Below are 25,418 nucleotides of genomic sequence, written 5' to 3'. Positions count from 1 at the left end.
GTGCGGCCGATCTGGTGATTGCTGCGAGATCACTACTTGCCCTTGCCGTCTCCGGGCAGGTCCCTGCCGCCGTGCGCCGCGCACAGCGAGAAGACTCGCGCGGCTGTGTCGTTTCGGCGGTACACGTTCGTGCGTGCGCGGACGCAGGCGTGCCGGGAAAGTGGCACGGGGGCCGTCGAGCGGCCGTATCGAGGATTTATTGTGGCCGGGTCGGCGTGTCGGAAAACGAAAACCGAAGGGTATGAATACCAATAGGTATTTGATACCGAAAGGTATTTATCGTGCGTTTCCAGGGACGACGTTTTTTACCGGAAATTTCTCACCGATTTGCTGTACATCGCGCGGTGCCCGTGTGTAGCGTCTGGAACCCGTAAACCCCCTCACATGACAAGTGGTGGCGCGTGATCGGAATCGACGGTTGTCTGAAACGCATCATGGATATTCCCGGTGCGCGCAGCGTGACGCTGGTGGACGGTGCGAGCGGTCTGGCGATCGCCGCCGACGGCAGGCACGACCTGGTGGACGAGCACGAAGATGCCGCTGCCACAACGGATGTGGTGCGCGCGGTGCTCGCCTGTCCGGCTTTGTCGACCGACGGCGACGACGTCACCGAGATCATCGTCTACGGCACCCGCGGATATCACCTGTTGAACCTGGTGAACGGAGACTTCGACGGACGGCTTTTCGTGCACGTGCTGTTCGACGAGGACGCCGGAAATCTCGCGATGGCGCGATACCAACTGCACGGAATTCTCGACGAATTGGCCGAGGACGCGCATGAGTCCTGAACTCGCGGTCGAATTGCGGCGGTTGGAGCAGGAAGGACGTACGGGGGTGCTGCACGCGGGCGACGGTGCTTTCCATCTCGCCGAAGGCGCGATCGTTTCCGCCGACTGTCGTCGCACCACCGGGCTGGACCGGCTGGTCGTCGAGGCGGGCGTGGCGACCGCCGAGGACTGGCGGCGCGCCGATGCGGGCGATCCAGGCCGTGTGCTGGGACGGCCACGGCTGGAAACCCTCGCGATGCTCTCGGTCTTCGACGCCGCCTATTTCTTGCTGGCCTCGCCCGCCGTCCCGGAGTTCCGCCCGGCCCCACCGCACTGGCTGGCCCCCGTCTGTCACATCACGCCCCGTGCTCTCGTGCAGGAGTGCGCGCGGCGCGGCGATCCCGAGTCCGGGCCGTGGCCCGCCGATTTGGTCGATCGCGTCCCGGTCGTGCCGGTCCGCCGAGTGCGGCGACGGCGTTTGGTGCTCACCGGAGGGCAGGCGGAGGTGCTGGCCGCCGCGGATGGCAGGCGCAGCGTCGCGGAGATCGGTCGCGAACTCGGCCGTACCACCTACGGATGTCTGGTGGCGGTGCGGGATCTGACCGCGGCGGGCTTGATCGAGCCGCCCCTCGCGACGCCGGTCCCGGTGGCGGCCGGGCCGGTCGGGCTCGAGCCGGTGCGCCCCGAGCCCGTAGCGGTCGCGCCTGTGCTCGCCGAGCCGGGCCGGCTTCCCCGCCGCCGTGGCAGGCACTCGGCGCCACCGGTCCCGGTCGCCGATCGGTTGGAGCCGCCCGACCGGGACCTGCTCGTCCGCCTGCAAGCGGCTTTGGAGGAGCTCGCGTGACCACGCGGAAGAAACTGCTCGGCGATTGGATGGGAAGGTTGACCAAGGTGGCGATGTCCGGACCCGAACCGAACGCGGCGGTGCTCACGGAGTTGAAAGCGCTGCGCAATCGAGTTCCGCGACTGACCGGCGCGCTGGTCGCGTCCAACGACGGACTGTTGGTCGCCCATGATCTGCCTGCGCAGATCGAGCCGAACGGGATGGCCGCCATGGCCGCCTCGCAGCTGTCGCTGTCCCACCGGCTCGCCACCACCGCGCACGGCGGCGGGTTCAGCGAGGTCGTGGTCCACGGCACCGGAGGGCACGTGGTCATCTACGCGGCGGGCTGGACGTCGCTGACCGTTTTGGCCGCCCCCGAGGTGAACATCGGCAGGCTGCATCTGGAATCCCGTCCGGCGGCCCGCGCGATCGCCGACTTGCTGACGTCGGTGACCACCGACGCGGGAAGCGAACAAGCAACGAAAACCCACTGAAAGGAAAGCATATGTCCAATATGGATCTGGCCCTCAAAGACATGATGGTGATCGACGGCGCGATCGGCGCCGCCGTCGTCGACTACAACAGCGGCATGGCGCTGGGCATGCTCGGCAGCTCCAAGTCCCTGGACCTCCAGATCGCGGGTGCGGGCAACACCGAGGTGGTGCGCGCCAAGCTGCGCACCATGGACCAGCTGGGGCTCAAAGAGGACATCGAGGACATCCTCATCACGCTGTCCGGGCAATATCACATCATCCGGCCGATGACCGGCCGCAAGTCCAAGGGCCTGTTCCTCTACCTGGCCCTGGACCGGGGACGGGCGAATCTGGCGATGGCCCGGCACCGCCTGCGGGGGATCGAAGAGGATCTGGAGGTCTGATCGGCGATCGAGCCGATTTGACCTGAACTGTTGTTCAGGTTCGACGCTGTTCTGGACACCGAACACGTCGAAGGGAATCCACCATGTCCGACCATCCGATCCAGCTCGCCCTGATCGTCGGCAGCACTCGAGCGGGCCGCTTCGGGCCGACCGTCGCCAAGTGGTTCGCCGCTCACGCCGAGCGGCGCGACGACGTCGACGTCGACGTTGTCGACCTGGCCGAAACGCCTCTGCCGGAACGGCTTTCCCATCACCCCGAACCCGAGGCGGCGCGGGCGCTGGCAGCGGTCGGCCCCCGCCTGGCCGCGGCGGACGGGTTCGTCGTCGTGACACCCGAGTACAACCACAGTTATCCGGCGTCGGTCAAGAACGCCATCGACTGGCATTACACCGAATGGCGGGCCAAGCCGGTGGGATTCGTGTCCTACGGCGGCATCTCCGGTGGCTTACGCGCGGTGGAGCACCTCAGGCAGGTGTTCGCCGAGCTGCATGCGGTCACCGTGCGCGATACGGTGAGCTTCCACGACGCGGGCGGGCGGTTCGATGCCGCGGGGCAGCCGACGGATCCGGAAATGCCGGTGGCCGCGGCCGATCAGCTGCTCGGCCAGCTGGTCTGGTGGGGCCGCGCGCTGCGGTCGGCCCGCGCCGACCATCCCTACACCGCATGACGCTTCTTCCACTCGCCCAAGGTCGGGACCGCGGAGCCTGACGCCGTGGTCCCTGGGGCAAGGGCAAATGGCGGACCTCCGGTTCGACCGGAGGTGCGTAGCCGTGCGGCGGGCAGCCCGGGTCCCGGCCGATCGTGCGTCACTCCAGCCCGGCTGGGCGCGGCCAGGGGTTGTCCTCCTTGTCCTCGACCGACTGGTTGAAACGCGCGATGAACCTGCTGAACTGGTCGATGTCGGCCTCGGTCCACTCGGCAACCACCGCGCCGATGCCTTGACGGCTCTGCTTTCGGTCGGAGGCCAAAAGATCGAGTCCCTTGGCGCTGGCGCGGATCTTGCGGGCGATGCCGCCGTCGGGGTCGGGCACCCGGTCGACCAACCCTTGCTTGCGCATGGCTCCGACCTGCCGGTTGATCGTCGAAACGTCCAGTTGAAACGCTTCGGACAGCTCACGCAGGCTCAGCGGATGGTCCAGTTCCAGTCTGGTCAGGATCAGGTACGCCGAGCGGTCGAGCTGGAAGCCGGGACGCCGGAGCACCGCGGCGGGGAAGTGCCTTGACAGCAGTGACAGCTCGAAGACGAGGCGGTACAGCGCCGCGTTGTCGCCGGGGCCGGATTCGGACATACCACACTATGTCGCGAGGATCACGTACTTTCCAAATTGTGCAGCATACACACCATATGTACCGTGCACATGTGACTGTAGCTGCCGACGCGTCCTCGAGCGTCTCTGAATCCGGCGACCGGCCCCGTCCCTCGTCGGCACTGCTCATCGCGACGCTCGGCATGGTGGGTGTCGTCGTCTCCCTCATGCAGACGCTGGTCATCCCGATCATTCCGTCGCTGCCCACGCTGTTGCACACCTCCGCGTCCAACGCCTCCTGGGTCGTGACGGCCACGCTGCTGGCCGGCGCGGTGGCGACCCCGATCAGCGGCCGTCTGGGCGATATGTTCGGCAAGCGGCGCGTCTTGTTCGCGAATCTTCTTCTGCTGATCGCCGGTTCGGTGGTCTGCGCGTCCTTCTCCACCCTGGTGCCCGAGATCGTCGGTCGCTCGCTGCAAGGCGCGGCGGTCGGCGCCATCCCGCTCGGCATCAGCATCATGCGCGACGAATTGCCCGCCGAGCGGGTGGGTTCGGCGATGGCGATCATGAGCGCCACGCTCGGCGTCGGCGGCGCGATCGGCCTGCCGGTCGCGGCGGCCATCGCGCAGAACGCCGACTGGCACGTGCTGTTCTGGACCTCCGCCGCGCTCGGCGTCGTGTGCGCCGTCCTGGTTTTCGTGTTCGTCGCGGAGTCGCCGGTGCGCACGCCCGCCCGCTTCGACTTCGGCGGCGCCGTCGGTTTGTCGGTGGCGCTGCTCGCACTGCTCGTCGCGATCACGAAAGGCGCGGACTGGGGTTGGGCCAGCGCCCGGATCCTGACCCTGTTCGCGGTGTCGGTGGTGGTGTTTCTCGGCTGGGGCGCTTTCGAACTGCGGCAGCGTTCACCGCTGGTGGACCTGCGGGTCTCGGCGCGGCCGAGGGTGCTGTTCACCAACGCGGCCTCGATCGCCGTCGGATTCTCGCTCTACGGCATGTCGCTGACCTTCCCGCAGCTGCTGATGGCGCCGGAGCAGACCGGATACGGCTTCGGGCTGTCCATGATCACCGCCGGGTTGGCGCTGGCCCCCACCGGCTTCGTGATGATGCTGCTGTCACCGGTGTCGGCGCGGCTGTCGGCCAGCCGCGGGCCCAAGGTCACCCTCGCGCTCGGCTCCGCGGTGATCGCGGTCGGCTATCTGTGCGCGGTGGTGCTGATGAACAGCGTCTGGGAGATCATGCTCGCCGCGGTGATCGTCGCGGGCGGCGTCGGCCTGGCGTACGCGGCGATGCCCGCGCTGATCATGGGCGCGGTGCCGATCACCGAGACCGGCGCGGCCAACGGCCTCAACTCGCTGATGCGCTCGATCGGCACCTCGACCTCGGCCGCGGTGATGAGCGTGGTGCTGGCGCACATGACCATGCGGCTCGGCCCGCACCTGCTGCCCTCGCGCGACGGTTTCCACACCACCTTCCTCATCGCGATGGCCGCGGCGCTGGTCGCGATCGGTCTGACCGCCGTGATCCCGATGCGGAAGACCGCCGACGCGGCGACCACCACCGGGCATTCCTGACGCCTGGGATTCAAGCGTTCGCGACGGCCTCGGTGTACCGGCGGCCCAGGGTGCGGATATGGGCGACGAGTTCCGGCGGGCCGTCGACGCGGAAGTCCATCATCAGCATGGACAGGTAGATGGCGATCGTCTCCAGCGCGTCCGCGCCCGTGTAGAGCACGCAGGTGTCCGCGTCCACCGGCTCGACCACGCCGACGGCGGGATTGATCCTGGCGATGACGGTCTCGGCGGGCGCGAGCACGGTCACCCGGGCCTGCACCCGCCACCCGGTGGTGGCGATGTGGCGCATGACGAAGGCGACCAGGTCGTCGTCGGGAAGCGAACGCGCGGCGAAACGACGGGAACTCGTCTCCGCGCGCAACACGCGGGCGACCGGTATCGCTCGCCAGGAGTGGTCTTCCAGGCTGTAGGCGACCAGGTACCAGCGGCGTTGCCAGTTGATCAGCCGGTACGGCTCGATCTCGACGGACGACGCGGCCCCGGCTTCGGCGATCCGGACCGTCGCTCCGTCGCGAATGGCGCCTGCGAGGGTGGTGAGCACGGCGGCGGGAACCGGTGCGTCCGGCTCGCGCGACCCCGTCGTGGCCGGGCCGATGGCCGTCGCATCCCGCAGTGCGGATACCTTGCGCTGCAATCGTTTGGGCAGGATCTGATCCAGTTTGCCCAGTGCCTTCGTGACGTGCTCGGCGATGTCCGCGATGCCGGTGGAGCCGTCCTCGGCGAGGCCGACCGCGACCGCCACGGCCACCGCTTCGTCGTCGTCCAGCAGTAGGGGAGGCATGGTCGCGCCGCGGCCGAGCCGGTAGCCGCCGACCGCGCCGCGTCCGGCATGCACCGGGTAGCCCAGTTCGCGCAGCCGCTGAATGTCCTGCCGCAGTGTGCGATCGGTGACGCCGAGGCGCTCGGCCAGCTCCCGGCCGGTGTACGCACGGTCCTGTAGCAGGGCCAGCAATCGCAGCAGACGCGGTGTGGTCGATGCCACTTTCGCCCTCCTCGCTGATTAGGAACGAAAGTAGCCTAATTGCCGAATAGGCTTGTGTCATCAGCGAGAACGACCGAAAGGCTCCGACATGAACGCCACCGCCACCGCCGCCGCGACTCTGCTCCCCGTTTGGCGGGACGTGCTCGCCGATTCCTACCGCGCGCTGGAGAGCGTCGTCGCCGGTGTGCGAGCGGATCAGTGGCACCTGCCCACCCCGTGCTCGGATTGGGATGTGACGCAGGTGCTGCAGCACGCCGTCGGTGACCAGCTGGCCTACGCCCAGGCCCTCGGCATCGGAGAGGGTCCGGCCTACAACCCGTTCGCGCCTTCCGGCACGATCGACGGCTCCCCCGGGGACGCGGTGCGTGCGGCGGTCGAGCAGACCGCCTTCGCCTGGACCACGGTCGACGACGCCACCGAGACCGTGCCGACGCCGCTGCCGCACGGCGCGCTCGCCACTCCGGTGGCCGCGGTCATGTGCGCGCTGGATGCCGGGGTGCACGCCTGGGACATCGCGATCGCGACCGGCCAGCCGTCGCCGTTGACCGACGAACTCGCCGCCGCCCTGCTCATCGCCGCGCGGGCCGCTCACCCCGCGCCCGGCAGCGGCGAGACGGCCGAGATCATCGAGCCGCTGCGTCAGTGGGGTGCTTTCGCCGCGATCGTCGACGGTCCGGCCGACGGCGCTCTCGGAGAACTCTTGCGCTACTTGGGCCGCGATCCGCGCTGAACCTGCCTGGCAGGACGCTGGGCTCACCTGGTGAGCCCAGCGGACGGCGTACCGGAGCCTGATCCAGCGATGCGGCGTCCAAACGCCTCAGGGACAGCGGTTTCCTCCGATCAGCTGTTCGGAGGCGTCGCTCTCCACGCGACGGAAATCAGCGCGCGGTGACGAATCCCTGGGTGACCATCCAGTCCCTGGCCACCTCCGCGGGCTCGCGTCCGTCCACGTCGACCTGACGGTTGAGTTCGGTGATGGCCTCGTTGGTGAGGCGCTGCGAGATCGGCGTCAGGATCGTGTCCACCTGCGGATGCGCCTCGGCGAAACTCCGGCGCATCACCAGCGCCGCGTTGTACTTCGGGAAGAAGCCGCGATCATCTTGCAGCAGAATGAGATTCAGCGCTGGGATGCGTCCGTCGGTGGCCGCGACCGAGCCGAAGCGGCACTGCCTGCCGTCGGCGGTCGCCTGGTAGACCACGGCGTCCTGCACGATCTGCTTGCGGACCTTGCTCGCGTCGATCTCGTACTTGCGGGCCAGGCCGGGAAATCCGTCCTGGCGGACGTTGAACTCGGTGCCGACGCAGATCGCCGCGGCGGCCGGATCGGCGGCGGCCAGTCTGGCGTAGTCCGACAGCGTGCGCACACCGGTCTCCTGGGCGGTGCGGGCGCTCATGACCAGCGCGTAGGTGTTGTTCATCGGCGCGAGCGCCGTCCAGAGCATGCCGTGCGCGGCGAGGTCGGCGTCGCGCACCGCCTGGAACTGGCCGATCTCGTCCGGCACCGGTGTCTCGTTGCCGAGGTAGTTGATCCAGCCCGTTCCGGTGTAGTCGTAGGCGAGGTCGATCTGCCCGTGCAATTGGGCATCGCGCACGCTGTTGGAGCCCTGGATGTTGGTCAGGTCGCGCACCTCGGCGCCCGCCGCCGAGAGAGCGAACTCGATCAGATAGCCGAGGATGTTCTGCTCCGTGAAGTCTTTGGAACCCACCGTGACCTGCACACCCTCCAGTTCGGGCACGGGCCGGATGCTGCCGGGGCCGACTCGAAGCGGCACCGCGCCGCCGGATTGCAGCCCGCAGGCGGCCAGCAACGTCAAGCCCAGGCCGAGGGTCAGCGCGCGCCACGCCCGGATCATTTCAGCCCCTTCGGCCCGAGAAACGCTTCGGCGAGCGCGCCGAGCCAGTCCACCAGCAGGGCCAGCGCCACCGCGAGCACCGCGCCGACCACCAGGGTGACGTTGTCGCGCAGCTTGTAGCCGGTGTCGATCAGAATGCCGAGCCCGCCCGCGCTCACCAGGAACGACAGCGTCGCGGTGCCGACCGCGAGCACCAGCGAAGTGCGCAGCCCGGCCAGGATGTAGGGCACCGCGAGCGGGAATTCGATGCGCCGCAACACCGTCACGGCCGACATGCCCTGGCCGCGCCCCGCATCGATGAGCGTCCGGTCCACCTGCTCATAGCCCAGAATGGTGTTGCGCAGCACCGGAAGCAGCGAATAGAACGCGATCGGCGCCACGCCGATCCAGAAGCCGGTGGTACGGGTGGCCAGGTAGAACAGCACGATCAGGCCGATGGCCGGTGCGGCCGCGCCGATATTCGCGATACCGACGAAAACGGGTGTGAGCCGCCGGAATCCCGGTCGCGTGAGCAGGGTTCCGAGCGGGACGGCCACCGCGACGACGATCAGCACCACGGTCGCGGTGATCCGCACGTGCTGCCAGGTGACGGTCGCGACGTTGCCCGCGTTCAGGCTCGCTTGCTGGGTGACGGTCAGGTCGCGGGCGAACGCCCACACCAGCACGCCCGCGGTGAGCACGAGCACGACCACCGGCTGCACGACCAACCGGATGCGCTCGGCCCTGCGCTGGGTGGCGGGTGACGCGGCGGCGGTGGTCATGGTGCGCCGTCCGTCGCGGAACGCCCGGCTCCGTGCTCGGCGCGCAGGGCCGACAGGTGGCCGACCAGGGTGTCGATGGTGATCAGCCCGGCGTACTCGCCGCGCGCGCCGGTCACCACCGCGGTCGCGCTCTGATGGGTGAGCAGGGCTTCGAGCGCGTCCTGCAGCGTCGATTTCAGCGCCAGCGTCTCCGGCACCGGCGTTCCCAGATCGCGCAGCGAATCGGCGTGGGCCAGTTGTTCGGCCGAGACCCAGCGGCGTGGCCTGCCATGACCGTCCAGAACCAGCGCCCACGGCCAGTCGCGGTCCGCGAGCGCGGCGCGCAACTCGTCGACGGTGTCCTGTTCGGTGGCGGTGGGGCAGTCGCCGAGTTCGACATCCCCGACCCGGGTCAGGGTGAGCTGTTTGAGCGAGGCGTCCGCGCCGACGAAACCGGCGACCGTCTCGTCGGCCGGGTCGGCCAGGATCGCCGCGGGTGTGTCGTATTGCAGGATCCTGGACCGGTCGCCGAGCACGGCGATGCGGTCGCCGAGCTTGACCGCCTCGGTGAAATCGTGGGTGACGAAGACGATCGTCTTGCCGAGTTCGCCTTGCAGCCGCAGCAACTCGTCCTGCAGCAATCCCCGGGTGATCGGATCGACCGCGCCGAACGGCTCGTCCATCAGCAGCACGGGCGGGTCTGCCGCCAATGCCCTGGCCACGCCGACGCGCTGCTGCTGGCCGCCGGACAGCTGGCGGGGATAGCGGTCGCGGAAGGTGCCTGGATCGAGACCGACCAGCTCGAGCATCTCGTCGACCCGTGCCGCGACGCGCCGCCGGTCCCAGCCGATCAGGCCCGGTACGGTCGCGACGTTCTTCGCGACGGTCAGGTGCGGGAACAGTCCCGCCTGCTGGATCGAATAGCCGATGCCGCGGCGCAACCGGTCGGGCTGGATCGTGGCCGCGTCGCGGCCGTCGATCGTGATGGTTCCGGAGGTGGGCTCGATCAGCCGGTTGATCATTCGCATGGTGGTGGTCTTGCCACAACCGGACGGCCCGACCAGGACCACGATCTCGCCGGCCGGGATGGTCAGCGAGACGCTGTCCACAGCCGGATCACGCTGTCCCGGATAGTGTTTGGTCACCGCGTGCAGCACGATCTCGACGCCGGAGACGACGGATTCCGCGCGGCCGTCGCTGGTTTCGGTTTCAGTCACGAATTCCCCTGGAAGTGGTGAGCCGCCCGACCAGGACGTAGATCCCGTCGAGGACGAGTGCGAGGACGACGACGAGGATCGTGCCGACCAGCGCCTGTGGCACCGCGTTCGGGCTGCCCAGGCGCGCGAGTCCGGAGAAGATCAGGTTCCCGAGTCCGGGGCCCTTGGCGTATGCCGCGAGGGCGAGAATCCCCATGATCAGCTGGGTGCTCACCCGCATACCGGCCAGAATCGCGGGCCACGCCAGCGGCAGTTCGATCCGGGCGAGCACCCGCAGCCGGTTCATCCCGACGCCGCGGGCGGCGTCGGTCACGGCCGGATCCACCGAGGCGAGTCCGATGATGGTGTTGCGCATGATCGGCAGCAGCGCGTACACCACGAGCGCGGTGATCGTCGGTGCGACACCGAGACCGAGCGCCGGGATCAGCAGGCCGAGCAGCGCGAACGACGGAACGGTGAGCACCGCGCCCGCCAGCGCGGAGGCGATCGACGAGCCGAACGGGCTGCGGTAGACCAGGATTCCGATCAGAACCGAGACCACCGTCGCCAGCAGCACCGATTGCACCACGGCCGAGACGTGCAGGTAGGAGTCGACCAGCAACTGGTGCCGCCGGTGCACGATGAATGTCCACAGCGTGTCCAGGGCCGTACCTCCCCATCGGCTGGTCTCTCCGGAGACTAGCGCGGTTTTCCCGGTGCCGTCCATGATTTCGGCTCCACCGGGTTGCCCCTCCGCTCGGTCGCCGAAACCAGGCGGACAGCGCGTGGAACCGTTCGGCGTGCTCGCGCGTCGAATTCCATAAGCTCGACAACAACGTCACACGAACGAATCGGGGGAGCGAATGACACAACAACGGGGATCGCGATCGAGGCGGTGGGTCGCGCTCGCACTGGTGGTGCTCGGCGTGGTCGCCGCCGGGATCGCCGGTGGTCTCTGGTGGCAGGACCGTACGGACCACCGGGCGATCGCGGGCGAGCGCCTCACCGAGTTCCCCGCGCTGGACCGTTCGGCACTCGACGCGGCCCAGGCCGGAATCGTCGCGGTCGCCGAGCGCGAGTTCGCCGATCCCGGCGCGGGGACGAAATACGCGGAAGGAGCCGAGGAGGCGTGGTGCGCCGATTTCGTCAGCTGGGTGCTGCGCGAGGCCGGTGTGCCGCTGGCCAACCCGAATTCGGGTTCGTGGCGGATTCCCGGCGTCTATACCTTGCAGGAGTATTACGAGAGCATCGGCCGGTTCGTCCCGAGCGGCTCGAACTATCGACCGCGGACCGGTGACGTGCTGCTGTACGGAGAGCCCAGTCCGTTCGGACAGCACACGAACATCGTCCTGCGAGTCGAGGGCGGCCAGGTGACCACGATCGGCGGTAACGAGTACGGCGCGGTGCGCATCCACCGGTTCGTGCTGGGCGACATAACCGGGGTGGTCGGGTTCGGCCGATTGTGAAGATCACTTCCGTCGAACGGGATTCGACCGATATGCGGGTGAAACGGGGTGCCGGATAGTCCTACGATGGGAGGTGGCGGTGCCCGGCAGCGCCGCCGCCGGTCCCCGCCCTGCTTCCCCCTCATCGGCAGGACGGGGATCTCGGGCCGCAGTGCGTTCCGGGGTGGGACGAGATCGGTCGCGTACCGTGTCGGGTGTCCATCGAGAGGTGAGGGTTGCGGAACTAGCGATGCATCCGACCGACGAACCGAGTAGTGCGCCCGGCTGGATCGACTACGCCGAGTTCGGCGAGCGTTTCGTCACGCACGCCGTGAACGCCGCTCGTATCGAGTCCGCGGTCTCCGGCATGGCGGGCCGCGGCATGACCATCGGCCCGGTCTCGATCGGCCCGGCCGGGCTCGCCGGATTCGTCGCCGAGGGGAAGGTCGGCGCCCCGCGCGTACTGCGCAGCGGCCCGAAGGTCACCTTCGACGTCACCGTTCCGGTGTCGCTCACCTTGAAGGTGCTGCTCGGCGGCCGGAAACTGCGGCTGGAGGCCAGGGTGGAGATCGATCTGACCCTGCACGCCCGCACCGCCGAACCCGTGCTCGTCGTCATCGATATCCCACCGATCACCCAGCGGGACATCAGTTTCGTCTTGCGCGCCCAGGCGGTGGATTCGGCGTGGGAATGGTTGCTCGACCCGATCGCGGGCGTGGTGCAGCGAGAGGTCGCCTCCCGGGTGAACGCCATGCTTGCCGACCCGCAGACCCGCAGGGGGCTGGTGTTCGACCTCGAGGCCATGGTCGCGGGCAAGCGTTCGCCGTATCGGGACGAGCTCGCGTTCGATTGGATCGGCTACGACGAGTTCGGGCATCGGTTCTTCTCCCGCATCGTGACGCGCGAGCGAGTGTGGGACGTGGTGGAACGGCTGGCGGGCAGGCTGATCGAGGTCGGTCCGCTGCGGACCGGACCGCGCGCGAGCGCCGTCGTGACCGTTCGGGGAACGGTACGGATGCCGCGGCTGACGGACCGGTCGACGGAGCCGGTCGCGTTCGATCTGACCCTGCCGGTGAGCCTGGACATCACGGTCGACGTGTTGAAAGCCAATCGCTATCGCGCTGACGTCGAGGTGCCTTTGGTACTCACCGCCCGCGCTGCCGACCCCTTGCGGGTGGTGATCGACGTGCCGCCGCCCGACCCGGCCGACATTCGGATGGAATTCACCGCGCAGGGTGCCCGCGCGGCCGCGCTCGGTGCGCTCGCCGGGATAAAGAAGCAGGTCGTGACGCAGGTGGCGGCGGTCATCCGCAAAGAACTGGCCGATCCAGCGATGCGCACCATCGATGTCGCCGCGCGCATCGACGGCATTGTGTGACCGGTAGCGTCGTCGAGCGTATGTGGCGAATGTGAAACGTGATTCTCCTGGGTCTAGCGGTTCCAGTGTGAATATGGTGAAATGAGTTCACGTTCGAGGCTCCCGGCGCGCGGTGGATTGGGGAAGGTGCGCCGGGCACGCTGCCATCCATGTCGGGTTGCGCGAAGGAGTCGACGATGCGTTCCAATTCGGTATCCCGGCGTGATCTGTTCGCCTACACGGCCGCCGCGGCCGTGGTCGGCATGACCGCCGCGGCAGCTCCCGCGTCCGCGCGGCCAGCGCTCGGCACCCTCATCGATTACGCCGGAGGCGTTCCCTCCGCTGCGGCGATCCGCGACGCCGGACATATCGGCGTGATCCGCTACGTGTCCGATCGCAGGCCCGGCGCCGAGTGGATGGCGGGCAAACCGCTGCGATCCCCGGAAGTCGACGATCTCAAAGCGGCTGGTCTGCAGATCGTCTCGTGCTACCAATTCGGCAAGGGACCGACCGCGGACTGGCGTGGCGGGCTGGAGGCGGGCAAGCGGCACGCCGAGCGCGGGCTCGCGTTGCACCGCGCCGCCGGTGGCCCGGACAACGTGCCCATCTACGCGTCCATCGACGACAACCCCTCCCCGGTCGACTTCGCCACCATGATCGCGCCCTACCTACTGGGCTGGCAGGCAGTGCTCGGCACGGAGAACACCGGCGTCTACGCGAACACCCCGACCATCGAGCTGGCCCGCACCGCGAGCCTGGGTTCCTGGTACTGGCAGCACAACTGGGGCACACCCAAGGGCTTCGTGCACCCCGCCGCCAACCTGCACCAGGTCGAGATCGACAAGCAATCCATCGACGGTGTGGGGATCGATGTGAACAACGTGCTCACGCCCGAATACGGGCAGTGGTGAGCAGCTGCCGCGGTACGTGCCTGCTCGCCTCCACCCCGCTTTTCGAGCGAAGTGAGACCGAGCAGCTGCCGAATATTACGTCTGGCAGTGGCTTATCGGGGTGACGCGCAGATCGGGCTCGTCGTCCGGAACGACCCGCAGGGAGGGGCGGCTGTCCGGAGCCTCGTGATCGCCGAGCCAGGACAGCAGCGACCACCGGGACAGGCCGGAGAACGCGGAGCCGAGGCTGGCGAACGAGAACGACGAGATCGCCGACCCGAACGATCCCACGGATCCGATCGACAGCACCGAGCCCACGCTGCCGATGGACAGGACCGAGTAGGCCGAGCCGATCGAGAGGATGGAACCCTCGGAGCGGATCGACAGGATGGAACGGTGCGAGCGCCTGCTCCGGATCGAATGACCCGGCTGTCTCGAACAGTCCGCGGATTTCGAGAAAACGGTGGTCGCCATAGATAGCGGTCTACCACAGTCCGGCCACCTCGTGTGGCTGCGCGGCAGATCGATACGAGGTATTCGCCGAGTCACCGCAACGCCGAAAGGGCGACGACCCCCATGGAGTCGCCGCCCTCGACCGGAAGCTCAGCCTACGGTGAAGAATCCGAGCGTCGGCAGGAAGGAGCAGGTCCGCGCCTCCGCGTCACCGGACTGGGTGGTCAGCGAGCCGGAGACGACCGCGACGACGCGGCCGTTGCCCGTGTCGGCGATCGCGGACAGCGTGGCGGGGCCGTCCGGGTTGATCTTGGCCTCGTCGGTCAGCGGCAGGACGCCCGACTGGCGGGTGTCGAGGTTCAGCCACTGCACCGTCATCGGCGGGTTCTGCACCGGCGTCGGCCCCTTGGTGCCGAGCGCGGTGAAGACGAACCCGGTCTGGCCCGCCTGCGGGCCGGGTGGCGGCAGCGTGGCGGGCCCGGGCACGGCGAGGGCGGTACCCACCGAGTCGGCGGACGGGCCGATGCAGCCCTTGCCGATGCTCGGGTAGAGGAACTGGGCGATCACCGGTCCGTCCTGCGGTACCTCGGGGCCTCCGCCGCCGCTGCCGTCCAGGAAGGTGATGATCCGTTCCAGCGTCGACTTGATCTGCGGCGGAAGGTTCAAAGTGGCCAGCAGCCTGCGGGCCTGATCGAGGATGGCCGACTGCGGACCCGCGACGCCGGCCGGGCTCGCGATATCCGCGGGGCCCGCGACGGCGCCGACGATGGCTGGGGCGAGCGCGGCCAGCGCATCCACGGGAACGCCTTCGGGCACCATGGGAACGCTGTTCGTAGTCGCCACGGGGGCGGTCGCGGGGGCCGCGATTGCTGTCGTCGGCGCGGCGAGCGTGGCACTCGCCGCGACGGCGAGTGCGGACAATGCGATCCGCGATCCTCGGGTGCGAAGCACTGGTCTGGCCGTCCTTACCTCGGGGTACATCTGGGTTCGATTGCTAAAAGCCATCGTTTCGGGGGTCACTCTAGGGACATTGCGGCTATGTGTACAGCTGCGGCGTCCGGAAAGCGCCGTGGACGATCAGTGTTAGCAGAAGATACCGCGCCCAGATGTTACTGATGTGAAAGTTGATGCAAATGTTATCGGTGGTTCGAGGGTGGAACCGACCGGATTCGCGCTGCGGCTAATCTAATCGGTGCCGTCCGCGCTGTCGCCTCGACATCGAACTCCGGGCGCGCCAACCGACGCACCGCACCCGAGCCGAAAGCCAGCGATTTGAATCGTCACCTCCGATGGGCCGTGTCGGTGCTGGGCCTGTCCGTGCTGGCCCGGCTGCTCTGGATGCTGCTGTCCCCGAATGGGATGAACCTCGTCGACCTGCATGTCTACGTCGGCGGGTCGGCCGCGTTGTTGACCGATCAGCTCTACGACTTCACCTATGCGGAGAAGACTCCGGACTTCCCGTTGCCGTTCACTTATCCGCCTTTCGCGGCATTGGTGTTCTTCCCGCTGCACTATCTGCCGTTCACCCTGGTCGCGGTGGCTTGGTTGCTGGCCATCGCCGCGGCGCTGTACGCGGTGGTGCACATCAGTCTCGAGCTGCTGTTCGGGGCGCAGCGGCTGCGCACGCCGCAGTGGCGGGCCGCCACCGTCGGGTGGACCGCGCTCGGGCTGTGGCTGGAGCCGGTCCGAACCACGATGGACTACGGCCAGGTCAATGTCTTCCTGGTGCTCGGTGGGATGCTCGCGGTTCGCAGTTCGCGGTGGTGGCTGTCCGGTGGACTGGTCGGAATAGTCGCGGGCATCAAACTGACGCCGGCGATCACCGGGTTGTACTTCGTCGCGCGCAAGCGCTGGGCGACGGTGGCCTGGTCGGCCGTGGTCTTCGGCGCGACGGTAGGGCTGAGTTTCCTGATCGCGCCGGTCGAGGCGCGTCGGTATTTCGGCACACTGCTCGGTGACGCCGACCGGATCGGTCCGGTGGGGTCGGTGTGGAACCAGTCGCTGCGGGGCACACTGAGCCGCATCCTCGGCTACGACGTCGAGTCCGGCCCGTGGTGGATCGCGGCCGTGCTCGTCGTGGCGGTGCTGGCGTTCCTGGCTTGGCGCGCGCTCGGCGCGGACGACCGGCTCGGCACGCTGATCGTGGTGCAACTGTTCGGGCTGATGGTCTCGCCGATCTCGTGGTCGCATCACTGGGTGTGGCTGCTGCCGACGGTGCTCTGGGTGGTGTACGGGCCGCTGCGCCGGGCGCCCGGCGCGCGGGTGATCGCCGGGTACTGGCTGGTGACCATGCTCGTCGGCGTGCCGTGGGTGCTGTCGTTCTTCCAGGATTCGATCTGGACCATCTCGCGCCCGGGCGTACTGGCCTGGCTCGGCGCCGTCGACGTGCTCGGCGTTCTGGCGTTCTACCTCTGGGTGATCCGCTTCGGAGCCAGGTACACGCGATCGGCCGAGGACGAAGAAGCGCGCGCAACCACCGAGGGCCCCGCGCGCACCACATAAGTACTCGTCCGCACTCGTCCGACTCTGCTTTGATCAGCCTCGAGCGGCGATCAGCGCAGACTCGAACTTTTGGCTGGAACGCGACACAGCGGCCCGGCTCCCGGTTTCGAGCGAAGCGAGACCGAGCATGCCCCGTTCGCGGCCCGGCTCGCGTCCGAGCGGCCGCCGCCTCCGCGACGCAGTCGCCAGCGGCGGTCGCTCGGACGCGAGCCATAAGAGGGCCGCGAACACGCAGCGCCGAAGGCGCTGCAAAATCAACAGAGCCGGTCTATTTCATGTGCCAGTGCTACATCCAGCGCGGTGAGCCCGCCCGCCGAGTGTGTCGACAAGCTGAATGTGACCTTGCGCCAGCGGATATCGATGTCGGGGTGATGGTTCGCCTCCTCCGCGACTTCGGCGACGCGGCGCACCAGTTCGATGCCCGCGGGGAAGGTGGCCGCCTCGACGGTGCGCGTCAGGTTGTCCCCTGACCTGGACCACTCCGGCAATTCGGTGAGAGCGTCTACGATTTCGGGTTCGGAGAGCAGTGCCTGCTGCGCCATAACACTCCTTACTACTCGCCTCGGGCCGCCCCGGAAAGGGTGGCGGCGGGGGTCAGGCAGCGCGCGCCTGCTTGAGTGCCTTCTTCAGATCCTTGCCGGTGACACCGGCCGCTTCGCACTTCTTCATCCGCATGATGACCACGGGGCACTTCACGCAGCGCGTCTTCTTCCGACAGCACTTCTTCTTCGGTTTCAGGCTCGAAACCTTCTTGGCTTTGACCTTGCCCACGGCGGTTAGCATACCCTTAGTACAAAGGCTGAAACGGTGCCTCGAACCGACTGCCGGTAGGGTATAGCTCGCCGCGATGCCTGGTGAGTTTCGATTCTCCACCTGTTCGCAGGGAGACCGGCGTGTGCGTCAGGCCCCGGAGGCGGCAGCCTGCGTAATCACGGAGAGTCCGTGCACGCCGGACACCGAGCACCGTCGGCTCCAACACCGAACAGCAGGAGGATTCAGGCGTGTCGTCTGCACGCGATTTTCGCAACGTCGCCATCGTGGCTCACGTCGACCACGGCAAGACGACCCTGGTCGACGCCATGCTGCGCCAGTCGGGCGCCTTCGCCGAGCGGGCCGAGCCCGTCGATCGGGTGATGGACTCCGGCGACCTGGAACGCGAGAAGGGCATCACCATTCTCGCCAAGAACACGGCGGTGCACCGGCATCACCCGGACGGCTCGGTCACCGTGATCAACGTCATCGACACCCCCGGCCACGCCGACTTCGGTGGCGAGGTCGAGCGCGGCCTGTCCATGGTGGACGGCGTGGTGCTGCTGGTGGACGCGTCCGAGGGGCCGCTGCCGCAGACCCGGTTCGTGCTGCGCAAGGCGCTGGCCGCGTCGCTGCCGGTGATCCTGGTCGTGAACAAGACCGACCGCCCCGACGCCCGCATCGAAGAGGTCGTCGAGGAGAGCCACGACCTACTGCTGGACCTGGCCTCCGATCTCGACGACGCCGCCGCCGAGGCCGCCGAGCTCGCGCTCGACCTTCCGGTGCTGTACGCCTCCGGTCGTGAGGGCAAGGCGTCCAAGGAGCGTCCGGAGAACGGCAACGCCCCGGCCGCGGAGAATCTGGACGCGCTGTTCGACGTGCTGCTGGAATACATCCCCGCGCCGAAGGGTGATGCGTCCGCGCCGCTGCAGGCGCACGTCACCAACCTGGACGCCTCGGCGTTCCTGGGTCGTCTCGCGCTGGTCCGCATCCACAACGGCGAACTGCGCAAGGGGCAGAACGTCGCGTGGATGCACGCCGACGGCGTCAAGCAGGTGAAGATCACCGAACTGCTGCAGACCGTCGGCGTGGAGCGCAAGCCGGGCGAGCTGGCGGTGGCGGGCGACATCGTCGCCATCGCGGGCATTCCGGACATCATGATCGGCGACACCCTCGCCGACATCGATGATCCGGTCGCGCTGCCGCGCATCACCGTCGACGAGCCCGCCATCTCGGTCACCATCGGCACCAACACCTCGCCGCTGGTCGGCCGGGTGCAAGGGCACAAGTTGACCGCCCGCATGGTGAAGGCGCGCCTGGACCAGGAGCTGGTCGGCAACGTGTCGCTGCGCGTGCTCGACATCGGGCGCCCGGACGCCTGGGAGGTGCAGGGCCGCGGTGAGCTGGCGCTGGCCATCCTGGTCGAGACCATGCGCCGGGAGGGCTTCGAGCTGACCGTCGGCAAGCCGCAGGTGGTCACCAAGCAGGTCGACGGCAAGGTGCACGAGCCGTACGAGGAGCTGACCATCGACTGCCCCGAGGAGTACCTCGGCGCGATCACCCAGTTGCTGGCCGCCCGCAAGGGCAAGATGGTGCAGATGAGCAACCACGCCGCGGGCTGGGTGCGGATGGAGTTCATCGTTCCCTCCCGTGGCCTGATCGGTTTCCGCACCGACTTCCTCACCGAGACCCGCGGCACCGGCATCGCCAACGCCGTGTCGCACGGCTACGCGCCGTGGGCGGGCGAGATCCGGGCCAGGCACACCGGCTCGCTGGTCTCCGACCGGTCGGGCTCGGTGACGCCGTTCGCGATGATCCAGCTGGCCGACCGCGGGCAGTTCTTCGTGGAGCCGGGCGCGGACACCTACGAGGGGCATGTCGTCGGCGTCAATCCGCGCGCGGAGGATCTGGACATCAACGTCACGCGCGAGAAGAAGCTGACCAACATGCGCAGCTCCACCGCCGACGTGATCGAGACCTTGGCCAAGCCGTTGCAGCTGGATCTCGAAGGCGCCATGGAGTTCTGCGCCGCCGACGAGTGCGTTGAGGTCACCCCGGAGGTGGTCCGGGTGCGCAAGGTGGTCCTCGGGCAGAACGAGCGCGCACGGGAACTGTCCCGGCGCAAGGCGCGCGACCGCGCGGCGCTGTAACAACTTGTGTGCCACGGTATTCGGTGTCACCGCGGGTGGCGCCGAATACCGGGCAGAACCGCTGGTCGGGCAGTCGCGGGCGCTCGCATCGTGCGGGTGTACCGCCAGCCTCGCGTTCGACTCGGGCTCCTCGGGTGTGATCGCAATTCCTCGCATCACCAGGCATGGTGGCAATCGGGAGAAATTCGAGACGGCCCCGTGATGCGTGCGCTGGTGAAGTCCGGTGCCACATATTCGAGGGCTGATCGGTTTCGTTGTCGGTAATTTCGATTTGTGATCGTCTCGGCCCTTGGTATGCGGGTCCGAAATCGGTTCGTTCTCGTGGAATAAGTTTCCGAGGCGACGGCTATTTGAAAAAGTGGTAATTGTCGACCACTACCCGTCATGAGGGTAGTGGTGCCGGGGGAAATAATTGGCTGTGCCGTTCGCCTGTTTTATATTGTCGGCACCCGTGGTCATCCAGAGCTGTGCGCGCAATGAGCTTTCTGATGCTACCGAGGGGCCTCGACGCGTGGTTGGGCCAGCACCTGTGTGGGTTTTCGGCCGTGTCGGCCGGATGGTCGACGAAAAGAATTCGTCTCTCGTTCGGCGTGTCGGCGCAAATGTTCACTTCATGTCCGAGTCGGCAGCGCGTGTGGTTGCGTAAACGACACCGATGCGCATACGGATTGCGGTGCGTCGGGCTATTGTGCCGCGACGGTACGCCGAATATTTGCCGAGGTTCGACACGGTTTGTATGGGTGATGTCACGCCCCTGCGACGCTGCTGTGTTTCCGCGCTACGCATATCCGTTCGACCGCGTTGTTTCCGCGCTGGTCAGCAGGAATCTGGGAACGGACTCGACCGTACGGTAGAGTTCCCGAGCGTGAAAGTGGGCGCAGGAAAACGCGCAGCGTGGCGCACGTTGTTGCCGGCCGTGGCAGTGCTGACCTTGATCAGCAGCTGTGCGGCGAATCCGCCGCCGCCCATCGAGAGCACCGACAGTCCGAAGACCACACCGGTCAAGCCCGCGGAGACGACCGTCGTCGTCGCTTTGGACACCATCGGCACCGCGTTCAACCCGCATCTGCGCTCGGACCAATCCGCCGCGACCTCGGCGATCGCCTCCCTGGTCCTGCCGAGTCCGTTCCGGCCGGTGCTCGATCCGGCGCGGCCGGGGACGACGGCCTGGGTGCCGGATTCGTCGCTGCTGGTCTCCGCCGAAGTCACCGCGCAGGAACCGTTCACGATCACCTACAAATTGCGCAACGAAGCGTCCTGGTCGGATGGCGCGCCGATCGCGGCCGAGGACTTCCGCTACCTGTGGCAGGAGATGATCTCCGAGCCGGGCGTCGTCGACCCGGCCGGCTACCGGATGATCTCGGACGTCAATTCGTCGGCGGGCGGCAAGACGGTCACCGTCGTGATGACGCAGCCCTACCCCGGCTGGCGGGAGCTGTTCACCGATCTGCTGCCGTCTCATCTGCTCAAGGACGCGCCCGGCGGATTCGCCAGGGGGATGAACGGTCAGGTCAGCGGTGTCCGGGTGTCCGGGGGGCCGTTCGGGATCCGCTCGGCGGACCCGGGCCGTGACGAGATGCTGCTGGAACGCAACGACCGCTTCTGGGGCACACCGGCGATGCCGGGCCAGATCCTGCTCCGCCGCGGCGGCACCACCGCGCAGCTGGCGGGCTCGCTGCGCACCGGCGACGTACAGATGGCGCTGGTCCACGGGGGCGTGGCGACCCAGGCGCAACTGGGGGCGATTCCCTCCGTGCGCACCACGATCATGCCGCAGTCGCGAGTGCTGCAGATGGCGCTCAACGGACGCAAAGGCGACTTGAGCGATCCCCGGGTCCGCTCGGGCGTGCTGGCCCTGCTGGACCCTGCCCTGCTGGCCACGGTCGGCGCGCAGACCGGCAACTGGGTGGAACCGGCGCGCGCGCAGGTGCTCGCACCATCCGATCCCGGATACGCCCCGACCGCTCCGCCGCGTCCATCGGCGGAGGAGGCGTTCGCGCTGCTCGCCGCCGCGGGGTACGGCCGGGCGCCGGAGCCGCCGCCGGCGACCTCCCCGACCTCGCCCGCCCCGCAGCCGCGCACCGTCGGCAAGGACGGCAAGCCGCTGGCCGTGCGCATCGGCGCGGTCGACCGGGACGCCACCGCGTTGGCCGTGGCCAATACCGCCGCCGACCAGCTGCGCAGCGCGGGCATCGACGCCACGGTGCGCAGTGTCGCCGCCGACGAGTTGTACGGCAAGGAACTGCTCGAGGGCACGGTCGACGCGATCGTCGGCTGGGAGGTGGCCGGTTCCGATCCGGCGACCGTGCTGGCTTCCAGGTATGGCTGCCCGCCGCCCGCGCTGCCAGGAGTCACCGGCCCGGCGCAGGCCATCGCCGAGGCGGCGCAGCGGGCGCCGAGCAACCTGTCCGGCGTGTGCGATCCGACCCTGCAACCCGCGATCGACGACGCCCTGCGGGGCGGCGACGTGGGACGGGTGCTCGCCGAGGCCGAACCCAAACTGTGGGCCATGGCGACCGTGCTGCCGATCGTGCAGGACAACGCCGTCGCCGCGTCCGGTCCTCGGCTGGACGGCGCCTCGCTCAGCGGCGCGATCCAGGTCGGGATCTTCGGCGACGCGTCCATGTGGCGCAGGATCCCGTGACCGCGGAGACCGGTGGGCTGCTTCTGGTACACGCCCACCCGGACGACGAGTCCATCACCACCGGCGGCACGATCGCGCACTACCGCCGTCGCGGCGTGCCGGTCACCGTGATCACCTGCACCCTCGGTGAGGAGGGCGAGGTGATCGGCGACGACTGGGCGCTGCTCGCGGCGGATCACGCCGACCAGCTCGGCGGCTATCGCATTCTGGAGCTGACCCGCGCGCTGGACGCGCTGGGCGCGGGTCCGCCGCACTTGCTCGGGGGCGCGGGACGCTGGCGTGACTCCGGAATGGCGGGCACACCCGCCGCGAACAAGCCGCGCGTCTTCGTGCGCTCCGGAGACGAGGCGGTGCGGGCTCTCACGGACGTCGTCCTTCGTCTGCGGCCGCGCGTGGTCGTCGGTTACGACCCGAACGGCGGCTACGGCCATCCGGACCACATCCGGGCGCACGAGATCACCACGGCCGCCGTGCACGCCGCCGCCGGCGAAGGCTGGGATGTCCCGAAGTACTACTGGACCGTCACCGACGCCGACATGCTGCGTCTGCACACCGCGGCGCTGGCCCGGCGCACGGCCGCGGGCCTGCCCGGCGCGCTGCCGCCCGGTTGGCGACTGCCCGCCGAGGGCGAACTGGCGAGCGTGCCCAGCGACGCGGTGACCACCACGATCGACGTCTCCGAGGTGCTTTCGGCCAAGCGCGCCGCGCTGCGGGCGCACGCCACACAGGTCACGGTCGCGCCGTCCGGCCGGGAATTCGCCTTGTCGAACGGTATCGCTCAGCCGGTGTTGCCCGAGGAGCACTTCATCCTGGTGCGGGGTCGGCGCGGTCCGCTCGGTCCGGACGGGCGGGAGCACGATTTGTTCGCCGCCCCGGAGTGACGGATCCCGCCGGCGGCGGTGCGGCCGCTACCCGCGATTTCCGGACATTTCACATAATTCGCCCGCCGTTTTCGGAACTTGTCCGGGCAGCGAGCTCCTGTACCCCCAGGGCTGGCAGTTGGCGGTATCGGCGCGGCGGGTACGGTTCGGCGTGATCTCGGCACATCGAAACGGAGGATCCGTCGGTTCATGACAGCGCGCGGCGACAACGCCCACCTCAGCATCGAGGACCACGGATACCACAAGAGTCTGAAGCCGCGCCAGCTACAGATGATCGCGATCGGCGGCGCCATCGGCACCGGCCTGTTCCTCGGCGCCGGTGGGCGGCTGGCCAGTGCCGGACCCGGGTTGTTCCTGGTCTACGGCGTGTGCGGGTTCTTCGCGTTCCTCATCCTGCGCGCGCTCGGCGAATTGGTCCTGCACCGGCCGTCGTCCGGGTCGTTCGTCTCCTACGCGCGCGAGTTCTTCGGTGAGAAGGCGGCGTTCGTCGCGGGCTGGATGTACTTCCTGAACTGGTCGATGACCGGCATCGCCGACACCACCGCGATCGCGCAGTACTTCCACTATTGGTCCGGGTTCTCCGCCGTTCCGCAATGGTTGCTCGCGCTGATCGCGCTGGTCCTCGTGCTGGGCGTCAACCTGATCTCGGTGAAGTGGTTCGGTGAGATGGAGTTCTGGGCCGCGCTGGTGAAGGTATTCGCGCTCAGCGCGTTCCTGATCGTCGGCACGATCTTCTTGCTCGGCCGCTTCACGGTGCAGGGCGCCGCGACCGGGACCAGCGTGATCGCCGATCACGGCGGCCTGTTCCCGACCGGCGTCATGCCGCTGGTCGTGGTGGTGTCCGGTGTCGTATTCGCTTATGCCGCTGTTGAATTGGTCGGCACCGCGGCGGGGGAGACGGAGCATCCGGAGCAGGTCATGCCACGGGCGATCAATTCGGTGATCGTCCGGATCGCCGTCTTCTACGTCGGTTCGCTGGTCCTGCTCGGATTGCTGCTGCCGTACACGCGGTACACGGCCGACGAGAGTCCGTTCGTCACCTTCTTCACCATGCTCGGCGTCCCTGGCATCGGCAGCGTGATGAATCTCGTGGTGCTGACCGCGGCGTTCTCCAGCCTGAACGCCGGCCTCTACTCGACCGGCCGCATCCTGCGGTCGATGTCGATCAACGGCAGCGCGCCGAAATTCACCGGGGTGATGGGCAGCAACGGCGTTCCCTACGGCGGCATCCTGCTCACCAGCCTGATCGCGCTGGTCGGCATCGCGCTCAACGGCATCGTCCCGGATCAGGCGTTCGAGATCGTGCTGAACATGGCGTCGCTCGGCATCGTCGCCTCCTGGGCCACCATCGTGTTGTGCCAGCTGCAGTTGTGGCGCTGGTCCACCCGGGGACGCATCCAGCGGCCCGCCTTCCGCATGTTCGGCGCGCCCTACACCGGTTTGCTCACGCTGGTGTTCCTGTTCTTCGTCGTCGTGCTGACGGGGTTCGACTATCCGGTGGGGACCTGGACCGTCGCGACCATCGCCCTGATCGTCCCCGCGCTGATCGTCGGCTGGTTCGCCGCGCGTAAACGAGTGCTGGCCATAGCGGCGCAGCGTGGCGACCCGACCGGCGAACCTCCGGTGGTCGCCGCCCTGCCTGCCGACCGGGAGAACTGATCGTGCGCCCGATCGCGCCGGAATAGACTCGGCAGTATGTACAACTGGGAGGTCCAGAACGCGATCGCGGCGTTCGTCGACAGCATGCGGCCGCACTGGCAGGAGCAGCACGACCTGTATATGACGGTGCTGTACGCGTTCGCCGACATGCAGAGCCACTTGTTGACCCTCCTCGGCTACCCGCCGGTGCCGTGACGACGAAGATCGACGACCACGCAGGCGATCGCGCTCCCGTGGCATCCGGCGCCACCCGTATCCCCGTAGGCCTCCTCGGCTCGGTGATCCTCGCGATCCTGATCGTGGACGCTCTGCTCACCCTTGCGCTCGAGGTGCTCTACCTGCCGACCTATCTGGGCTCGGTCGTTTTCCCGGTCTCCGCCGCGGTGGCGGGAGTGGTGAACGTGCTGCTCGTCGCGGGTGCGCGAACAGTGACCCGGCGTCCCGCGCTGCTGGGCCTTCCGCTGGTCGCATGGGCGTTCGGCTTCCTGGTCTGCGCGAGCGCCGGGCCCGGCGGTGACATTCTGCTCGGCAGTGATTGGCGGACGGCGCTGTTGCTGTTCGCCGGGCTGCTGCCGCCGCTGGCCTACCTCTACATCCAGGCGAACGCGCACGTCTTCGGCCGCCGCTGAC

27 protein-coding genes are annotated in these 25,418 nt (G+C 68.2%); 17 read left to right on the top strand and 10 right to left on the bottom strand.

All coding sequences use genetic code 11. The annotated features are described in order from the left end of the window. The first annotated feature begins 434 nt into the window (after positions 1-434). The 5 genes from ACL03I_RS24840 (at position 435) to ACL03I_RS24820 (ending at position 3,135) form a co-directional block, all read left to right on the top strand. On the top strand, positions 435-788 hold the full coding sequence (locus ACL03I_RS24840; protein ID WP_355078644.1) for a roadblock/LC7 domain-containing protein: 354 nt from the start codon (positions 435-437) through the stop codon (positions 786-788). Continuing rightward, the gene (locus tag ACL03I_RS24835; RefSeq protein WP_355078645.1) at positions 778-1,611 is read left to right on the top strand and encodes a hypothetical protein; all 834 of its coding nucleotides are present in this window, start codon (positions 778-780) and stop codon (positions 1,609-1,611) included. Before ACL03I_RS24840 ends, ACL03I_RS24835 begins: the two co-directional genes overlap by 11 nt. After that, positions 1,608-2,084, top strand: coding sequence for a roadblock/LC7 domain-containing protein (locus tag ACL03I_RS24830; protein ID WP_355078646.1), 477 nt, complete (start codon positions 1,608-1,610; stop codon positions 2,082-2,084). The genes ACL03I_RS24835 and ACL03I_RS24830 overlap by 4 nt, the downstream gene beginning before the upstream one ends. 11 nt (positions 2,085-2,095) lie before the next feature. Beyond that, positions 2,096-2,467: a hypothetical protein gene (locus ACL03I_RS24825; protein WP_043729685.1), complete on the top strand. Its 372-nt coding sequence runs from the start codon at positions 2,096-2,098 to the stop codon at positions 2,465-2,467. A gap of 83 nt (positions 2,468-2,550) precedes the next feature. Next, on the top strand, positions 2,551-3,135 hold the full coding sequence (locus tag ACL03I_RS24820) for an NADPH-dependent FMN reductase (protein WP_355078647.1): 585 nt from the start codon (positions 2,551-2,553) through the stop codon (positions 3,133-3,135). Positions 3,136-3,274: 139 nt separating this feature from the next. On the opposite strand, the gene ACL03I_RS24815 is transcribed toward ACL03I_RS24820, so the two are convergent. Further along, positions 3,275-3,757 (bottom strand): MarR family winged helix-turn-helix transcriptional regulator, encoded by a 483-nt coding sequence (locus ACL03I_RS24815; RefSeq protein ID WP_355078648.1) that lies wholly within the window; start codon positions 3,755-3,757, stop codon positions 3,275-3,277. Between the two features lie 71 nt (positions 3,758-3,828). Here ACL03I_RS24815 and ACL03I_RS24810 point away from each other — a divergent pair, with 71 nt between their 5' ends. Then, positions 3,829-5,286, top strand: coding sequence for an MFS transporter (locus ACL03I_RS24810; protein WP_412807055.1), 1,458 nt, complete (start codon positions 3,829-3,831; stop codon positions 5,284-5,286). Between the two features lie 10 nt (positions 5,287-5,296). On the opposite strand, the gene ACL03I_RS24805 is transcribed toward ACL03I_RS24810, so the two are convergent. Beyond that, positions 5,297-6,268, bottom strand: coding sequence for a helix-turn-helix transcriptional regulator (locus ACL03I_RS24805; protein ID WP_397280281.1), 972 nt, complete (start codon positions 6,266-6,268; stop codon positions 5,297-5,299). 88 nt (positions 6,269-6,356) lie between these two features. Here ACL03I_RS24805 and ACL03I_RS24800 point away from each other — a divergent pair, with 88 nt between their 5' ends. Continuing rightward, positions 6,357-6,998: a TIGR03086 family metal-binding protein gene (locus ACL03I_RS24800; protein WP_355078651.1), complete on the top strand. Its 642-nt coding sequence runs from the start codon at positions 6,357-6,359 to the stop codon at positions 6,996-6,998. 148 nt (positions 6,999-7,146) lie between these two features. Here the strand turns inward: ACL03I_RS24800 and ACL03I_RS24795 are convergent, their stop codons facing one another. Genes ACL03I_RS24795 through ACL03I_RS24780 form a run of 4 tightly spaced genes read right to left on the bottom strand, consistent with a single transcriptional unit; the run spans position 7,147 to position 10,721 of the window. Further along, positions 7,147-8,121 carry a glycine betaine ABC transporter substrate-binding protein gene (locus ACL03I_RS24795; protein WP_355078652.1) on the bottom strand — a complete coding sequence of 325 codons (975 nt, stop codon included), beginning with the start codon at positions 8,119-8,121 and terminating at the stop codon, positions 7,147-7,149. Further along, positions 8,118-8,882 (bottom strand): ABC transporter permease, encoded by a 765-nt coding sequence (locus tag ACL03I_RS24790; protein ID WP_356966667.1) that lies wholly within the window; start codon positions 8,880-8,882, stop codon positions 8,118-8,120. Before ACL03I_RS24790 ends, ACL03I_RS24795 begins: the two co-directional genes overlap by 4 nt. Then, positions 8,879-10,078 carry an ABC transporter ATP-binding protein gene (locus ACL03I_RS24785; protein WP_412807054.1) on the bottom strand — a complete coding sequence of 400 codons (1,200 nt, stop codon included), beginning with the start codon at positions 10,076-10,078 and terminating at the stop codon, positions 8,879-8,881. Before ACL03I_RS24785 ends, ACL03I_RS24790 begins: the two co-directional genes overlap by 4 nt. Next, a complete protein-coding gene (locus ACL03I_RS24780) occupies positions 10,071-10,721 on the bottom strand; it encodes an ABC transporter permease (RefSeq protein ID WP_412807106.1) in 651 nt (216 codons plus the stop codon). The genes ACL03I_RS24785 and ACL03I_RS24780 overlap by 8 nt, the downstream gene beginning before the upstream one ends. A 199-nt stretch (positions 10,722-10,920) precedes the next feature. On the opposite strand from ACL03I_RS24780, the gene ACL03I_RS24775 reads away from it, so the two are divergent. The 3 genes from ACL03I_RS24775 to ACL03I_RS24765 all read left to right on the top strand — a co-directional run bounded on the left by ACL03I_RS24775 (position 10,921) and on the right by ACL03I_RS24765 (position 13,770). Further along, the gene (locus tag ACL03I_RS24775) at positions 10,921-11,523 is read left to right on the top strand and encodes a CHAP domain-containing protein (RefSeq protein ID WP_412807053.1); all 603 of its coding nucleotides are present in this window, start codon (positions 10,921-10,923) and stop codon (positions 11,521-11,523) included. Between the two features lie 229 nt (positions 11,524-11,752). Further along, positions 11,753-12,880, top strand: coding sequence for a hypothetical protein (locus ACL03I_RS24770; RefSeq protein ID WP_355078656.1), 1,128 nt, complete (start codon positions 11,753-11,755; stop codon positions 12,878-12,880). Between the two features lie 176 nt (positions 12,881-13,056). After that, positions 13,057-13,770, top strand: a complete 714-nt coding sequence (locus tag ACL03I_RS24765; RefSeq protein WP_355078657.1) for a DUF1906 domain-containing protein — start codon at positions 13,057-13,059, stop codon at positions 13,768-13,770. Between the two features lie 75 nt (positions 13,771-13,845). Here ACL03I_RS24765 and ACL03I_RS24760 read toward each other — a convergent pair whose 3' ends face one another. Then, a complete protein-coding gene (locus tag ACL03I_RS24760; RefSeq protein ID WP_355078658.1) occupies positions 13,846-14,223 on the bottom strand; it encodes a hypothetical protein in 378 nt (125 codons plus the stop codon). Positions 14,224-14,352: 129 nt separating this feature from the next. Further along, a complete protein-coding gene (locus tag ACL03I_RS24755) occupies positions 14,353-15,153 on the bottom strand; it encodes an Rv1157c family protein (RefSeq protein ID WP_355078659.1) in 801 nt (266 codons plus the stop codon). Between the two features lie 321 nt (positions 15,154-15,474). Between ACL03I_RS24755 and ACL03I_RS24750 the strand changes: the two genes are divergently transcribed. Continuing rightward, positions 15,475-16,704 (top strand): mannosyltransferase, encoded by a 1,230-nt coding sequence (locus tag ACL03I_RS24750; RefSeq protein ID WP_412807052.1) that lies wholly within the window; start codon positions 15,475-15,477, stop codon positions 16,702-16,704. Positions 16,705-16,958: 254 nt separating this feature from the next. On the opposite strand, the gene ACL03I_RS24745 is transcribed toward ACL03I_RS24750, so the two are convergent. After that, positions 16,959-17,246: a 4a-hydroxytetrahydrobiopterin dehydratase gene (locus tag ACL03I_RS24745; protein ID WP_355080355.1), complete on the bottom strand. Its 288-nt coding sequence runs from the start codon at positions 17,244-17,246 to the stop codon at positions 16,959-16,961. A gap of 52 nt (positions 17,247-17,298) precedes the next feature. After that, positions 17,299-17,475 (bottom strand): hypothetical protein, encoded by a 177-nt coding sequence (locus ACL03I_RS24740; RefSeq protein ID WP_356966658.1) that lies wholly within the window; start codon positions 17,473-17,475, stop codon positions 17,299-17,301. A gap of 230 nt (positions 17,476-17,705) precedes the next feature. Between ACL03I_RS24740 and typA the strand changes: the two genes are divergently transcribed. The 6 genes from typA to ACL03I_RS24710 all read left to right on the top strand — a co-directional run bounded on the left by typA (position 17,706) and on the right by ACL03I_RS24710 (position 25,417). Continuing rightward, a complete protein-coding gene (typA, locus tag ACL03I_RS24735; protein WP_355080358.1) occupies positions 17,706-19,604 on the top strand; it encodes a translational GTPase TypA in 1,899 nt (632 codons plus the stop codon). A gap of 865 nt (positions 19,605-20,469) precedes the next feature. Then, positions 20,470-22,248: an ABC transporter family substrate-binding protein gene (locus tag ACL03I_RS24730; RefSeq protein ID WP_397280294.1), complete on the top strand. Its 1,779-nt coding sequence runs from the start codon at positions 20,470-20,472 to the stop codon at positions 22,246-22,248. Then, complete coding sequence (gene mshB, locus ACL03I_RS24725) at positions 22,245-23,129, top strand: N-acetyl-1-D-myo-inositol-2-amino-2-deoxy-alpha-D-glucopyranoside deacetylase (RefSeq protein ID WP_355080361.1); 885 nt, start codon at positions 22,245-22,247, stop codon at positions 23,127-23,129. The genes ACL03I_RS24730 and mshB overlap by 4 nt, the downstream gene beginning before the upstream one ends. A 189-nt stretch (positions 23,130-23,318) precedes the next feature. Next, the gene (locus ACL03I_RS24720; protein WP_355080363.1) at positions 23,319-24,788 is read left to right on the top strand and encodes an amino acid permease; all 1,470 of its coding nucleotides are present in this window, start codon (positions 23,319-23,321) and stop codon (positions 24,786-24,788) included. 36 nt (positions 24,789-24,824) lie between these two features. Continuing rightward, positions 24,825-24,983: a hypothetical protein gene (locus ACL03I_RS24715; RefSeq protein ID WP_169332723.1), complete on the top strand. Its 159-nt coding sequence runs from the start codon at positions 24,825-24,827 to the stop codon at positions 24,981-24,983. Further along, positions 24,980-25,417 (top strand): hypothetical protein, encoded by a 438-nt coding sequence (locus ACL03I_RS24710; RefSeq protein ID WP_355080365.1) that lies wholly within the window; start codon positions 24,980-24,982, stop codon positions 25,415-25,417. Before ACL03I_RS24715 ends, ACL03I_RS24710 begins: the two co-directional genes overlap by 4 nt. Position 25,418: the final 1 nt, after the last annotated feature.

The organism is Nocardia sichangensis (assembly GCF_047200615.1).
Classification (GTDB): Bacteria; Actinomycetota; Actinomycetes; order Mycobacteriales; family Mycobacteriaceae; genus Nocardia; species Nocardia sichangensis.
The sequence above is the reverse complement of the archived record's forward strand: the minus strand, read 5'-3'. Positions and strand labels throughout refer to the sequence as shown.

Excerpts from the sequence above, each read along its gene's own strand:
- ACL03I_RS24840 (WP_355078644.1), top strand. The coding sequence starts at position 435 with ATGGATATTCCCGGTGCGCGCAGCGTGACGCTGGTGGACGGTGCGAGC.
- ACL03I_RS24835 (WP_355078645.1), top strand. The coding sequence starts at position 778 with ATGAGTCCTGAACTCGCGGTCGAATTGCGGCGGTTGGAGCAGGAAGGA.
- ACL03I_RS24825 (WP_043729685.1), top strand. The coding sequence starts at position 2,096 with ATGTCCAATATGGATCTGGCCCTCAAAGACATGATGGTGATCGACGGC.
- ACL03I_RS24820 (WP_355078647.1), top strand. The coding sequence starts at position 2,551 with ATGTCCGACCATCCGATCCAGCTCGCCCTGATCGTCGGCAGCACTCGA.
- ACL03I_RS24815 (WP_355078648.1), bottom strand. The coding sequence starts at position 3,757 with ATGTCCGAATCCGGCCCCGGCGACAACGCGGCGCTGTACCGCCTCGTC.
- ACL03I_RS24800 (WP_355078651.1), top strand. The coding sequence starts at position 6,357 with ATGAACGCCACCGCCACCGCCGCCGCGACTCTGCTCCCCGTTTGGCGG.
- ACL03I_RS24795 (WP_355078652.1), bottom strand. The coding sequence starts at position 8,121 with ATGATCCGGGCGTGGCGCGCGCTGACCCTCGGCCTGGGCTTGACGTTG.
- ACL03I_RS24790 (WP_356966667.1), bottom strand. The coding sequence starts at position 8,882 with ATGACCACCGCCGCCGCGTCACCCGCCACCCAGCGCAGGGCCGAGCGC.
- ACL03I_RS24775 (WP_412807053.1), top strand. The coding sequence starts at position 10,921 with ATGACACAACAACGGGGATCGCGATCGAGGCGGTGGGTCGCGCTCGCA.
- ACL03I_RS24770 (WP_355078656.1), top strand. The coding sequence starts at position 11,753 with ATGCATCCGACCGACGAACCGAGTAGTGCGCCCGGCTGGATCGACTAC.
- ACL03I_RS24765 (WP_355078657.1), top strand. The coding sequence starts at position 13,057 with ATGCGTTCCAATTCGGTATCCCGGCGTGATCTGTTCGCCTACACGGCC.
- ACL03I_RS24760 (WP_355078658.1), bottom strand. The coding sequence starts at position 14,223 with ATGGCGACCACCGTTTTCTCGAAATCCGCGGACTGTTCGAGACAGCCG.
- ACL03I_RS24745 (WP_355080355.1), bottom strand. The coding sequence starts at position 17,246 with ATGGCGCAGCAGGCACTGCTCTCCGAACCCGAAATCGTAGACGCTCTC.
- ACL03I_RS24720 (WP_355080363.1), top strand. The coding sequence starts at position 23,319 with ATGACAGCGCGCGGCGACAACGCCCACCTCAGCATCGAGGACCACGGA.
- ACL03I_RS24715 (WP_169332723.1), top strand. The coding sequence starts at position 24,825 with ATGTACAACTGGGAGGTCCAGAACGCGATCGCGGCGTTCGTCGACAGC.